At 55.0% G+C, this 12,910-nt stretch carries 9 protein-coding genes; 8 read left to right on the top strand and 1 reads right to left on the bottom strand.

Going from position 1 to position 12,910, the window contains the following annotated elements; genetic code table 11:
* Nucleotides 1-32: 32 nt before the first annotated feature.
* From HMPREF9441_RS10770 to HMPREF9441_RS10745, 7 genes are read left to right on the top strand one after another with little or no spacing between them, the layout of a single operon-like run.
* Entirely contained in the window at nucleotides 33-1,472 is a 1,440-nt protein-coding gene (locus tag HMPREF9441_RS10770) for a TolC family protein (protein ID WP_407946627.1), read from the top strand.
* A 33-nt stretch (nucleotides 1,473-1,505) separates the two neighbouring features.
* Nucleotides 1,506-2,759 carry an efflux RND transporter periplasmic adaptor subunit gene (locus HMPREF9441_RS10765; protein ID WP_008621028.1) on the top strand — a complete coding sequence of 418 codons (1,254 nt, stop codon included), beginning with the start codon at nucleotides 1,506-1,508 and terminating at the stop codon, nucleotides 2,757-2,759.
* A 23-nt stretch (nucleotides 2,760-2,782) separates the two neighbouring features.
* The gene (locus HMPREF9441_RS10760) at nucleotides 2,783-5,257 is read left to right on the top strand and encodes an ABC transporter permease (protein ID WP_008621023.1); all 2,475 of its coding nucleotides are present in this window, start codon (nucleotides 2,783-2,785) and stop codon (nucleotides 5,255-5,257) included.
* A 33-nt stretch (nucleotides 5,258-5,290) separates the two neighbouring features.
* Complete coding sequence (locus HMPREF9441_RS19185) at nucleotides 5,291-5,419, top strand: hypothetical protein (protein ID WP_008621022.1); 129 nt, start codon at nucleotides 5,291-5,293, stop codon at nucleotides 5,417-5,419.
* 15 nt (nucleotides 5,420-5,434) lie between these two features.
* Entirely contained in the window at nucleotides 5,435-7,909 is a 2,475-nt protein-coding gene (locus HMPREF9441_RS10755; protein WP_008621021.1) for an ABC transporter permease, read from the top strand.
* A gap of 42 nt (nucleotides 7,910-7,951) precedes the next feature.
* The gene (locus HMPREF9441_RS10750; RefSeq protein ID WP_172634945.1) at nucleotides 7,952-8,641 is read left to right on the top strand and encodes an ABC transporter ATP-binding protein; all 690 of its coding nucleotides are present in this window, start codon (nucleotides 7,952-7,954) and stop codon (nucleotides 8,639-8,641) included.
* Nucleotides 8,642-8,655: 14 nt separating this feature from the next.
* Entirely contained in the window at nucleotides 8,656-11,109 is a 2,454-nt protein-coding gene (locus tag HMPREF9441_RS10745) for an ABC transporter permease (RefSeq protein ID WP_008621019.1), read from the top strand.
* Nucleotides 11,110-11,203: 94 nt separating this feature from the next.
* Here the strand turns inward: HMPREF9441_RS10745 and HMPREF9441_RS10740 are convergent, their stop codons facing one another.
* Nucleotides 11,204-11,698 carry a 3'-5' exonuclease gene (locus tag HMPREF9441_RS10740; protein ID WP_039865187.1) on the bottom strand — a complete coding sequence of 165 codons (495 nt, stop codon included), beginning with the start codon at nucleotides 11,696-11,698 and terminating at the stop codon, nucleotides 11,204-11,206.
* A gap of 205 nt (nucleotides 11,699-11,903) precedes the next feature.
* Here HMPREF9441_RS10740 and HMPREF9441_RS10735 point away from each other — a divergent pair, with 205 nt between their 5' ends.
* Nucleotides 11,904-12,893 (top strand): family 43 glycosylhydrolase, encoded by a 990-nt coding sequence (locus HMPREF9441_RS10735; protein ID WP_008621016.1) that lies wholly within the window; start codon nucleotides 11,904-11,906, stop codon nucleotides 12,891-12,893.
* Nucleotides 12,894-12,910: the final 17 nt, after the last annotated feature.

The following is a 12,910-nucleotide window of genomic DNA, read 5'->3' as shown; positions in this document are numbered from 1 at the left end:
TAGGATGCGTGGCATGCGTGGCGTGCTGGGGCATGGGGGTGGCGGCACAGCCTCTTCCGCCCACGGGCGGCTGGGGACTGGACGACGTGGTGCTCCAGGCCTGTCAGTCTTCGCCCGACGCGTTGGCTGCGCGCCATACATTCCGCTCGGCCTATTGGGACTATCGCTCGTTCCGGGCTGATTACTTGCCTTCGCTCACATTGACTTCCGGGCCGAACCTCGACCGTTCCATCAACCAAATCACGATGGAAGACGGGTCGGTGCGTTTCGTCGAGCAAAACCTGTTGAACACCGACCTGTCCCTGCGCGTGCAGCAGAATGTCAGTTGGACGGGCGGCACGTTGTCCCTGGAATCCTCCCTCTTGCGTACGGATTTGCTGAGTGACCGCACTTTTTCATGGAAGAGCGTGCCGGTCAACATCGGCTACAGCCAGTCGCTTTTCGGGTACAACAACCTGAAGTGGAGGCGGCGCATCGAACCGGTGCGCTACGAGGAGGCGCAACGGTCTTATCTGGAGACGATGGAGTTGGTAGCCGCACGGGCCGTGGACAAGTTCTTCGCGTTGGCCATGGCACAGAGCAACTATGCCACGGCGTGCCAGAATTTCGCCCATGCCGACACGCTCTACCGTTTCGCACAGGGGCGTTACCAGATTGGTACGACCACCGAGAACGAGATGCTCCAACTCGAAATCAACCGCCTGAACGAGGAGACCAACCGGCTGAATGCCCGTATCGAGATGGACGAATGCGCCTTGGACTTGCGTTCCTATCTGGGTTTGCATGAAGGCGACACCTTGCCCGCGATACGGATGGTCACGGAAGTGCCCGACGTGATGGTAGAGGAGGGGGCGGCCTTGCAGTGGGCGCATCTCCACAGTCCCGACATCCTCTACATGAAGCGGCGCAAGTTGGAGGCGGAAAGCAACGTGGCGCAGGCCAAGGCCAACGCCGGCCTGAAAGCCGACCTGTATCTCCGTTTCGGTCTGACGCAGACGGCAGAGAATTTCTCTTCCACCTACCGCCATCCGCTCGACCAACAGGCGGTGAGCATCGGTATCACCTTGCCCATCCTGGACTGGGGAAAGGGGCGCGGACAAGTGCGCGTGGCCCGTTCGCAACAGGACTTGGTGGAGACGCAAGTGGAGCAGAGCCGCACGGACTTCGACCAGAATATCCGCAAGTTGGTAGGGCAGTTCAACCTGCAAGGGCTACGTGTGCGTGTGGCGGCCCGGACGGACAGCACGGCCTTGCGCCGCAGCGAAGTGGCACGCCGCCTGTACGTGTTGGGAAAATCCAGTGTGCTCGACCTCAACGCCTCTATCGAGGAGAAGGATGCCGCGCGCCGGAATTACCTGAACGCCCTGCACACTTACTGGAGCCTCTACTACACCCTGCGCAGCCTGACGCTCTACGATTTCTTCGAAGGCCGTCCGTTGCAGGTGGATTACGGGCAACTGGTGAAAGACTGACCCCATTCGTGTAACGCTTATACCTTATTATATATGGACATACAACTCAAGAAAAAACCGTGGTTCGTGCGCCACAAATATTATGTGTTGGGAGGCGTCGTGTTCCTCTCCTTGGCAGCCTATACGGTGGCCTTGTTGTTCTCGCCCGAGAAACAGCGCGTGTCGGCCGATACGTTGGGACTGGCCGAAGCCGTGCAGGCCGACTTTCTGGAATACGTGGAGCAGGAGGGGGTGGTGCAGCCCATGCTCTCCTTGCGCGTGAACAGCCGGATAAGCGGCTACGTGGAGCGCATCGTGGCCGAAGAGGGCGCACGGGTGCGGCAGGGTGACACGTTGCTGGTGCTGTCCAATCCCGAGCTGTTGGACGAGATGGAGGTGCAGGAGAATGCCCTGCACAAGCAACTCATGTCCTACCGTGAGCAGGAAATCGAGATGGAGCAGAAGACTTTGCTCCTGCGCAAGCAGGTGTTGCAGAACCGTTATGAGCTGCAACGCATTTCGGACAGCTATGCCCTGAGCCAAGAGGAGTTCCGCATGGGCATCAAGAGCAAGGCGGAACTGGAGGTGGCGCGGCAGGAGTACGAGTACAAGACCCGTGCGGCGGAACTGGAACAGGAGAGCTTGCAGCATGACTCGGCGGCTACCATCGTGCGCCGTTCGCTCATCCGCAACGACCGGGAACAGGAAATCCGGAAATTCGAGCGGGTGAAGGCCAAGCAAGAGTGGCTCGTGGTGCGCGCCCCCCTCACGGGGCAGTTGAGCAACCTCACGGTCGTGCCCGGCCAACAGGTGCAGGCCGGAGGGGAAATCGGGGAAGTCAAGGTGCTTGATCGCTATAAGGTGCGGGTCACTCCCGGGGAGTATTACATCGACCGTATCGTAAGCGGACTTCCTGCCAAAGGCACTTACAAAGGCAAGCCGTATGCCATGTCGGTGCGGCGTGTCGTACCGGAAGTCAAGGACCGTATGTTTACTGTGGATTTGGCTTTTACGGGCGAGGTACCTCCGTCCTTGCGCCTCGGGCAGGCTCTGCGCGTACAGATAGAATTGGGTAACCCGGAACGGGTGCTGACCATCCCTCGTGGCGATTTCTATTCCGTGACGGGCGGACAGTGGATTTATAAGGTGGTGCCGGGCGAGAACCGTGCCGTGCGCACATTCATCCGTTTGGGGCGGCAGAACCCCAAGCAATATGAAGTGTTGGAAGGCCTCCGGCCCGGCGACCGTGTCATTACGTCCGGTTACAGCCGTTATGGCGACGTGGAGGAATTGGCATGGGACGAATGAAACCAAGGAAATAGTTTGAAGCTATGGGAACAATAAGTTTGTGGGTTCAGAACCTGAAGCAGGCCTTGCGCAATCTGCGCAGTCACGGTTGGCAGGCCGGAATCTCTGCCACGGGTTTGGCCGTGGGCATCGTGTGCCTGACGTTCAGCCTGAACTGGCTGTGGACGGAAACGAACTACGATTACTTTCGTCCGGATTACAAGGACTTGTATTTGGTGCAGCATGATGATACGGCCAGTTTGTCGTATTCTAATACTTATACATGGCCTTACGTGGTTTTGCCGGTGGCTATGCAGTTGGACAGCCTGTTGGAAGGGAAGGCGGAAGTCGGTTTCGCCGGAATGACGGTGAACGCTCAGATTTATCCCGATGGGCGGGAAGAAGCGTATTTTTATGCCAGTGGTTTGCTTTCGTTTCCCGGGATGGTGCGTGCCTTGGGGCTTACGGTGTTGTCCGGCGACCCTGAAAAAGCATTGGCTACTCCCGGGCATGTGGTGTTGACGGAGAGCCTGGCCCGGAAGATTTTCGGTAAGACGGATGTCGTGGGACAGACTTTTGAGGCTTCCGCTTGGAGGTTGCCCGATTGGCTGACCGTGGGGGCGGTGGTGGCCGACAACGAAGGCGATTCGTATTGGGGCTATGAGATGTTGTTGCCGCCAAATGTGCAGGAATGGGAATGGGGATGGGATGGCAGCCAACTTTACAGTGCCTGCATTCGTACGGACGACCCGTCGGCTGTGGAGAAAGCGTTCAGCCGGATTTACTTGCCGTCGGATAAAAGTCACTGGAAGTTCCGGCTTATTCCCTTGCGCACGGCGCATAAGACGGGTTACGGCGAATCTTTCCTGCACGCTTATTTTTACCCTTTGGCGTTCACGCTGATTTCCGTCTTGTTGCTGTGGAGTGCCGTAGTCAACCTCTTGGCGGTGTACACTTCCGTTTTTCTGGGACGGGTGCGCGAATACGCCTTGCGCCGCAGTTTGGGAGCATCGGCGTGGCAGAATGCCGTTTGGATGCTGACGGAGATCATGCCCGTTGCCTTGTCGGGCATTTTGTTGGGCTGCGTGGCCTTGGAGTGGTTGGCGCACGAGGGCCAAGTGCCCGGCAATCTTTCGCATGTGTATGTCTGTTTCGCCCAAGTCGTGTGTACTGTGTTCGTGTTGGTGGTGGCCGGGACGGGTTATCCCGTACACAAGGTGCGCCGGGCCTATCGGCTTACGTTGGGCGGAGAGGTTTCCGCAGGCCGTTCCCACGCTTGGCTGTTGGTGGTGCAATGTTTCGCGTCGGCTTTCTTGCTGTTCATCTCTTTGGGCATGCAACGCCAGTTGTCGGGAATGATGAACCAAGACCTCGGCTTTGAACGGGAGGACATATTGCGTTTGCACACCGGGCGGAAATACTGGCCCGGCGAAGAAGAGTCTTTTGATTTCAAATCCATGTTTTACGACTTGCCGCAGGAGTTCCGGAAGGAGGCGGCTGCCGGTATCACGGATGCCATAGCCTTGCCTGCGGATATTTTCAACCGTTTTTCGCGGAGGCGCATCAACCTGCTGACCGAAGAAGAATGGAACGGGAAGAAGGACGACAGGTTGACACCCGAAAACGAAATAGATTATATGGAGGTTCCTTATGCGGCTTTCGACTTTTTCCACCTGCACGTTGCGAGAGGTGAGCGGTTGGAAGAACAGCCGGAACAGGACGGTGTGGAGCCGGTCATGTTCAACGAGGCGGCTTGCAGGAAGTTCCGGGCGGGAGACTTCCGGAAGGTGAATCTTTATGTCGGCTCCGATGATACTGGGCATAATATAATGATGTATACTAAGTGGACTAACCATATTGCCGGAAAGTTGGAAGTGAAAGGTGTCATGGATGTGCGCCTGAGCGATTTCCACGAAGAAGAACGGCCATTGATGTGGGTCGGTATTCCCGACCGCCACGAATGCCGTTTCGTGGAACACGATGCGGTGTATGTCAAACACGCGCCGGGACGGCGAGAGGACGCAGAGGCTGCCATACGCCGCGTGTTGCGGAGGTTCGACGTGCCCGAGGATAAGATTCACCTGATGCCGTTGGAGCGATATATGGCAGACAGCTACAAGGAAGAGACTTATTACGCCGGTCTGCTTTCGGCCTTGACGGTGTTCAGCGTGTTGGTTACGTTCTCCGGCGTGTTCTCCATGCTGCTCTACTCCTTGCGCCTGCGGCGGCGGAGTATGGCCATCCGCCGGGTGATGGGCGCGGGTTTCCGGGATGCTTTCCGGTCTCAGCTCCGGTCTTATTTGCTTTATGTCGTGGTGGGTGGCGTGTTGGCCTACTTCCCGGCGGCATTGCTCATGCACAAATGGATGGAATATTTCCACTACGGCGAAACGCCGGGCGTGGGACTGATGGCGGTCATCGTGTGCGGCATGTGTGTGGTGGTGTCGCTCATCGTCTACGGACAGGTGCGCCGTTGCATGAACGACAAGCCGGTGGAAGTGCTCCGGCCGGAATCCTAAACATGAATATTAACTTATAAATGAGAATAATGTATGGAAACGATGATTCAAGTGAATGAATTGACGAAAGTGTTCGGAAGCCATTGCTTGCGCCGGATGTCGGACAGATTGTTCGATGGGCGTGTGTCGGGTGGTGAAGAATCCGGATTGCAGAATCTTTAGGAAGCGGAGGTTGCCATGGGTTTATGGATTCAGAATTTCAAACAGGCCCTTCGCGGCCTGCGCCACCAAGGGTGGCAGGCTGTGGTCTCCGTGGCCGGTTTGGCGGTGAGCATCGTGTGCCTGACGTTCAGCGTGAACTGGCTGTGGACGGAGACGCATTATGACAGTTTCCGGCCAGACTATAAGGATTTGTATGTATTGGAACGCACGGATGAACAAAGTTTCCAGTCGCATTACTTCTCTTATTCCCAAATCGTGGAAGCTGACAGCATTTTGGGGGACGAAGTACAAGTGGGAATTTATTCCTTGAGGGACGGAAAGGATGCGTACAGCCTGCCCGACCGTCCGGAGGATGTCTTCTTGGCGCAAGGAGTGACTATGGATGCCGCGATGTTCGATGTGTTGGGCGTGAAAGTACTTTCCGGGTCGTTGGATCGGGTTAAGGCCGGTGATTACCAGTACGTCATCACGGAAAGCATGGCGAAGAGATTGTTTGGAAGAACCGATGTGGCAGGCGAGATGATTTTCCGGGAGCGGTCGAACTCTTCGTATACCGTGGCGGCAGTCGTGGAAGATTGCGAAAAGGAGAGCAACATCTATTATGATTTCATCGTGCCTTTGCGTTTGAGCCAGGAACAAATAAATAACAAGCGGAACCAGTGGTTGCATGTCATTTTCCGTACGCCGGATGCGGGGAAGACCAAACGGCAAATGGAGCGTGTGAGCCTGCCCGAGGAATGGAATGCCGGGACAAAGTTCGTGTTGACTCCTTTGCGGTTGTTCCACAAGATGGAAGAAGGCGGGACTTTTCTTCAAGCTTATTTCTACCCCTTGGCTTTTGTGGTGATTTCCTTGCTGTTGGTGTTGGGCGCGTGGGCGAATTTCATCGTGGTGTACACCTCAATCTTTTTGGGACGGACGCGTGAGTATGCTTTGCGCCGCAGCCTTGGGGCTTCGGACGGGAGGAACGCATGCTGGATGCTGACGGAGGCGACGCCTGTCGTGGTGATGGGCATCTTGGTTGCCGCCATGGGGATGGAGTGGCTGCGTTACGATGGATTGTTGGCAGGAAGCCCGGTCTACGTGTATAAGGTTTTCGCCATCGTGTCGGTGTCGGTACTGGTGTTTTGTTTGGTCGGCATGGTTTATCCGGTGCGCAAGATGCGTCGGGTCTATCGTCGTTCCTTTGCGGGGCAGTCTCTTTCCGGGCGTTCCCATGCTTGGTTGTTGGTCGTGCAGTGTTTTGCCTGCGCGTTCCTGCTTTTCCTGTCTTTGGGGATGCGACGCCAGTTGTCCGGGATGATAAATTCCGATTTGGGTTTCGACCGTCAAAACATCCTCAGGCTTTACACCGGGTGGAAGGTCATGCCGGGGATGGATGCGACTTACAATTACCGGGGCATCTTTGAAGATTTGCCGGGAGAGTTCCGTAAGGAAGCCGGTGCGGGTATTGTCGATGCCATTGCGATGGACATGGACATTTTCAGCCGGGTGACGTATCACAAGATAGAAATCATGCCCGAAGAACAGTGGATGAGTATGAAAGACAAGATTTCCCCGTACGGCGTGACAAATCCGGGAGAAGAAATCAGGCGCGCCGTGTATGTGGAGTTTCCTTATCGCGCCATGGACTTCTTCCGTATCCGTACGGAGCACGGGAAGAAACTGGCGGCATCAGCCGAACAGGACGGGGCGTTGCAAGTGCTGTTCAACCGCGCATCCATGGAACTCTTTGGGGATGCCTTCCGGCGTGGAGCAAGACTCTATACCGGAGGGACACCGGAGAACGCCAATAGCATGACGGATTGGAATAGGCCGGTTCATTATGCGGGCAAGTGGTTACAGGTGCAAGATGTGGTGGACATCCGTCTGAATGATTTCCATCAGGGAGAAGAACCGCTGATGTTGGTGGGCGTGCCGGAAGACCATGATTGCTTTTTCGTGGAGCATGATGCGGTATATGTCAGATATGCTCCCGGACATCGGGCCGATGCCGAAGCCGCCATCCGCCGTGTGTTGGAAAAGTTCGGTGTACCGGAAGAGCGGATTGTGCTGTCGTCTTTGGATGAATACATATCGGGACACTACAAAGAGGAAACGTATTACGCCAATCTTCTGAGTGCTTTGACGGTGTTCAGCGTACTGATAACGTTCTCCGGTGTGTTCTCCATGCTACTCTATTCCTTGCGCCTGCGGCGGCGGAGTATGGCCATCCGCCGGGTGATGGGCGCGGGTTTTCGGGATGTTTTCCGACCCCAGCTCCGGTCTTATTTGCTTTATGTCGTGGCGGGCGGCGTGTTGGCCTACTTCCCTGCGGCATTGCTCATGCACAAATGGATGGAGTATTTCCACTACGGTGAAACGCCGGGCGTGGGACTGATGGCGGCTATCGTATGCGGTATATGCGTGGTGGTGTCGCTCATCGTCTACGGACAGGTGCGCCGTTGCATGAACGACAAGCCGGTGGAAGTGCTCCGGCCGGAATCCTAAACATGAATATTAACTTATAAATGAGAATAATGTATGGAAACGATGATTCAAGTGAATGAATTGACGAAAGTGTTCAAGACAGACGAAGTGGAAACTTGGGCTTTGGACAAAGTGAATATCGAGATAGGGCAGGGTGAGTTTGTGGCCGTCATGGGGCCTTCGGGCTGCGGCAAGTCTACGTTGCTCCACATTCTCGGCTTGTTGGACAGCCCGTCTTCAGGGCAATATCTGCTCGACGGGAAAGATGTGTCCTCCTGTAGCGAATCGAAACGGAACGAATTGCGCAAAGGCATGTTAGGATTCGTGTTCCAGAGTTTCAACCTCATCGACGAGCTGACGGTGCAGGAGAACATCGCCTTGCCGTTGCTCTACATGGGTGTGCCGAAGCAGGAACGCCAGCGCAGGGTAGAGGAGGCCATGGCCCGTATGGACATCATGCACCGTTCACGCCATTATCCGCGCCAGATTTCCGGAGGACAGCAGCAGCGCACAGCCATTGCCCGTGCCATCGTGACCCGTCCGAAGTTGATTCTGGCCGACGAGCCGACGGGAAACTTGGATTCCAAGAACGGCAAGGAGGTGATGGGCTTGCTTAGCGAACTACACCGCGAGGGGACGACCATCGTCATGGTGACCCATTCGCAGCATGATGCAGGGTATGCCGACCGCATCATCCATCTGTTCGACGGGCATGTGCTGGGCGAGGAAGAAGCTGGATTGCAGAACCTTTAGAGGCGGAGATTGTCATGGGTTTATGGATTCAGAATTTCAAGCAGGCTCTTCGCGGCCTGCGCCACCAAGGGTGGCAGGCCGTGGTCTCCGTGGTCGGTTTGGCGGTGAGCATCGTGTGCCTGACGTTCAGCGTGAACTGGCTGTGGACGGAGACGCATTATGACAGTTTCCGGCCGGGGTATAAGGATTTGTATGTGGTGGAACGGGAAGATTCTTTGGAGCATACCGAATCCCTGTTGTATCGTTGGGGTGACAGGGTAAGCAGTGTGTTGGGGGAGGAAGCTATGGTTGGCATGTACCGTTACCAAGGAGGGCGGGAACGTGTTTACCTGCCGGATCGTCCCGAAACGGTTTTTTATGCGCAAGAGCTGTCTGCATCTACGGAGATGGTAGCCTTGTTGGGATGCCGTGTTCTTTCCGGTTCGCTTGAAGAAGTGGCGGCTGCGGATAACCGGATTGTCTTGACCGAAACTATGGCCCGCAAGTTGTTCGGGCGTATAGATGTGTGTGGCGAGAGTGTATGCCACATACAGAAGTGGCGGCAGTTGCTTTATACAGTGGGAGCCGTGGTGGAGGACTGCCGGGGAAAGAGCAATTTGCATTATGACTTTATCAGCCCGTTGTGGGTGGAGGATTATGAGAGGAATAGTGCGGTCCATGAAAATTTCAGGATTATGGTACGCACATCCCGTCCGGAACGGACGGAAAGCGAACTTTCACGCGTGGATATAAAAGATAGTTATCCCATGGGAAAACTGGTGCTGACCCCTTTACGTATGTTTCACAAGATGGGAGACGGTTCCGGTTTTGTCCGGGCTTACTTTTACCAATTGGCGTTTGTGGCGGTGTCTTTGCTATTGGTGTTGAGTGCCGTAGTGAATCTGTTGGCGGTTTACACGTCTATATTTTTAGGACGAATCCGTGAGTATGCTTTGCGGCGGAGTTTGGGGGCCTCAGATGCGCAGAATGCCAAATGGATGCTTACTGAGGTGTTACCGGTGGTGTTCCTCGGGCTGTTGTTGGCAGCGATGGGCGAAGAGTGGTTGAGGTATGAGGGTTATGTGTTGGGCGATGCAGGGCAGATAGGTCGTTGCCTTGCGGTGGTGTCGGGATTCGTGATGTTGCTTTGCCTCGTAGGGATGGGATATCCGGTGTGGAAGATGCAGAATACTTATCGCTTGTCTTTCTGCGGTCAGTCTCAGGGACAGCGGACACACGCGTGGATGCTCGTGGTGCAATGTTTCGCGAGTGCGTTGCTGCTTTTCCTTTCGTTGGGGATGCAACGCCAGATTTCCGGGATGATTCATTCCGATTTGGGCTTCGAGCGCAACAACATCTTGCGGTTGTACACCGGGTGGCTGACTTTGCGGGGACAGGATGAGGTGTATAACTATATGTCTATATTTAAAAGTTTGCCCCAAGAGTTCCGTAAAGAATCCAGTTCGGGTATTACGGATGCAATAGCCATGCCCGGTGATATTTTCAACCCGGTGTCGTTGCACTATATTTCGGTGTGGACGGAAGAAGAACTGGCTGAAGGAAAAGAAAGTTATGAAAGTGGGGATAAGGGTGTGAGATATGCGGAGATTCCTTTCCGTGCCATGGAGTTTTTCGGAATCAAGTCCAAGAATGGTGCTACGTTCTCCCAAAAGGCCGAGCAGGCCGGTAAACTGCAAGTTCTGTTCAATGGCTCTGCCATGCAGGCGTTCAACGTGAAGGATGTGCGCAAGGCACGGTTGTACACCGGTAAAATGACGGGTAATGAGCAGTGCATCCTGTTAAAAACAGACTATAATACGCATTACGAGCATCAGGCATTGAATATTGTGGGCGAAGTGGACATCCGTTTGTCGGATTTCCATAAAGGAGAAGAAGAGATGATGTTGGTAGGTGTTCCGGAGAATCATCAATGTGACTTCTTTGAGCATGATGCCGTATATATCAAGTATGAAGAGGGTAAGCGCGAAGATGCCGAAGCCGCCGTCCGTCGCGTGTTGCGACGTTTTGACGTGCCGGAAGAGAAAATCATGCTGTCGTCATTGGACGAATACATATCGGGAAATTACAAAGAGGAAACGTATTACGCCAATCTTCTGAGTGCTTTGACGGTGTTCAGCGTACTGATAACGTTCTCCGGTGTGTTCTCCATGCTGCTCTACTCCTTGCGCTTGCGTCGGCGGAGCATGGCCATCCGCCGGGTGATGGGCGCGGGTTTCCGGGATGTTTTCCGGCCTCAACTCCGGTCTTATTTGCTTTATGTCGTGGCGGGCGGCGTGTTGGCCTACTTCCCGGCGGCGTTGCTCATGCACAAATGGATGGAATATTTCCACTATGGCGAAACGCCGGGCGTGGGACTGATGACGGTCATCGTGTGCGGTATATGCGTGGTGGTGTCGCTCATCGTTTACGGACAGGTGCGCCGTTGCATGAACGAGAAGCCGGTGGAAGTGCTCCGGCCGGAATCGTAATAAGATATAACTGTTTTTCATTTTCCGGGACTGTCCCTGTACGGATGCTTTCTGTGCAGGGACGGTCTTTTTTGTGCAACAGCTGGGGCGGCCGTCACAGGATTTTCAGGGCAATCCTGGCGCATGCTTCCGCATCGGTCAAGGCATGATGGTGCTGTGTCAGGTCGTATCCGCAGCGGAGGGCTACTGTTTGCAGTTGATGGTTGGGCAAGTCCCGGCCGAATGCAAGACGGGAAGCGCGGAGGGTGCAATGGAACGGGTAACCGGGGTACTCCATGCCGTAGGCTTGGAAGGCGGCTTTCAGGCATCCTTCGTCAAACGGACGGTTGTGGGCCACTAAGGGCAAACCTTCAATCAAGGGTATGATTTCGCGCCACACCTCCGGGAAAGGGGCGGCATGGGCCGTATCCTGAAAGGACATCCCGTGAACCTGCGTGTTCCAGTAATTATAGTAATTGGGATAGGGGCGTACCAGACGGTAATGCCGGATGGTTATTTCCCCGTCGCGGACTACCACGAGGCCTACGCTGCAAATGCTGGAGCGTTGCCCGTTGGCGGTTTCAAAGTCTATGGCGGCAAAGTCTTTCATGTCGTAGTGCGCGGAAGTGTACGTTTGTTTGCAAAAATAGCAATAATGCGTCAATTTACGGCAGGGTATGCCATAAATCGGTGCGGAACCTTGGCAGGGCGGCCTTGTTTCGATAATTTTGTTTTGAAAAATCCGTAACGGGCATCCTTGCTTGGGGTAAAAGCAGGATAAGATTTTTGTTTTAACAACCTAACAAACCACATTTATGAAGAAATGCGTTTATGCAGTATGCGCTTTGCTGTGGGCAGGCTGTACCGCCTCCCGTTCCGCATCGGACAGCAGCAAAGACCGGGAACAAAAGGAGACTGTGCAAATCGACAGCCTCGCTCCCAATCCTTTCATCCGGCATCTCTATACGGCCGACCCTTCAGCCCACGTCTGGGCCGACGGACGTTTGTATGTCTATGCCTCCCATGACATCGATCCGCCGCGCGGTTGCGACCTGATGGACCAGTATCATGTGTTTTCCACCGACGACATGGTGCACTGGACCGACCACGGCGAGATTCTCCGCGCCTCGCAAGTGCCTTGGGGACGCAAGGAGGGCGGCTTCATGTGGGCACCGGACTGTGCCTACAAGGACGGCACGTATTATTTCTATTTTCCCCATCCCAGCGGAACGTACACCAATGACAGTTGGAAAATCGGGGTGGCCACGAGCAAGGAACCGGCTGCCAACTTCACCGTGCAGGGCTACATCGAGGGTTTGGATCCGATTATCGACCCCTGCGTGTTTGTGGACGACGACGGGCAGGCCTACCTGTACCAAGGCGGGGGCGGCACGTGCAAGGGCGGTCGGCTGAAGGACAACATGATGGAGATAGACGGCACGATGCAGTCCATGGAGGGGCTGGTGGATTTCCACGAGGCTACATGGGTGCACAAATACAACGGGAAGTATTATCTTTCGTATTCCGACAATCACAATCCCGGACAAGAAGGCGTGGAGGGGTACAACCGTATGCGCTATGCCGTGAGCGATCACCCGCTCGGGCCGTGGAAGTACATGGGCATTTACATGGGTGGTTCGGACTGTTTCACCAACCATGGTTCCATCGTGGAATACAAGGGCGAATGGTTTGCTTTCTACCATTCGATAGCCTTGTCCGGCAATCCCGCGCTGCGTTCCGTCTGCGTGGACCGTTTGTATTACAATCCCGACGGCACCATCCGCATGGTAGAGCGGCGCAAGTGAGACGGACACTTGTGAAG

The organism is Paraprevotella clara YIT 11840, assembly GCF_000233955.1.
In the GTDB taxonomy this organism is placed as follows: Bacteria; Bacteroidota; Bacteroidia; order Bacteroidales; family Bacteroidaceae; genus Paraprevotella; species Paraprevotella clara.
Note: the sequence above shows the minus strand (reverse complement) of the source record. Positions and strands in the feature narration are given on the sequence as shown.

Coding starts and splice junctions, on each gene's coding strand:
- HMPREF9441_RS10760 (WP_008621023.1), top strand. CDS start 2,783: ATGGGAACAATAAGTTTGTGGGTTCAGAACCTGAAGCAGGCCTTGCGC.
- HMPREF9441_RS10755 (WP_008621021.1), top strand. CDS start 5,435: ATGGGTTTATGGATTCAGAATTTCAAACAGGCCCTTCGCGGCCTGCGC.
- HMPREF9441_RS10750 (WP_172634945.1), top strand. CDS start 7,952: ATGATTCAAGTGAATGAATTGACGAAAGTGTTCAAGACAGACGAAGTG.
- HMPREF9441_RS10740 (WP_039865187.1), bottom strand. CDS start 11,698: ATGAAAGACTTTGCCGCCATAGACTTTGAAACCGCCAACGGGCAACGC.
- HMPREF9441_RS19185 (WP_008621022.1), top strand. CDS start 5,291: ATGGAAACGATGATTCAAGTGAATGAATTGACGAAAGTGTTCGGAAGC.
- HMPREF9441_RS10745 (WP_008621019.1), top strand. CDS start 8,656: ATGGGTTTATGGATTCAGAATTTCAAGCAGGCTCTTCGCGGCCTGCGC.
- HMPREF9441_RS10770 (WP_407946627.1), top strand. CDS start 33: ATGGGGGTGGCGGCACAGCCTCTTCCGCCCACGGGCGGCTGGGGACTG.
- HMPREF9441_RS10765 (WP_008621028.1), top strand. CDS start 1,506: ATGGACATACAACTCAAGAAAAAACCGTGGTTCGTGCGCCACAAATAT.
- HMPREF9441_RS10735 (WP_008621016.1), top strand. CDS start 11,904: ATGAAGAAATGCGTTTATGCAGTATGCGCTTTGCTGTGGGCAGGCTGT.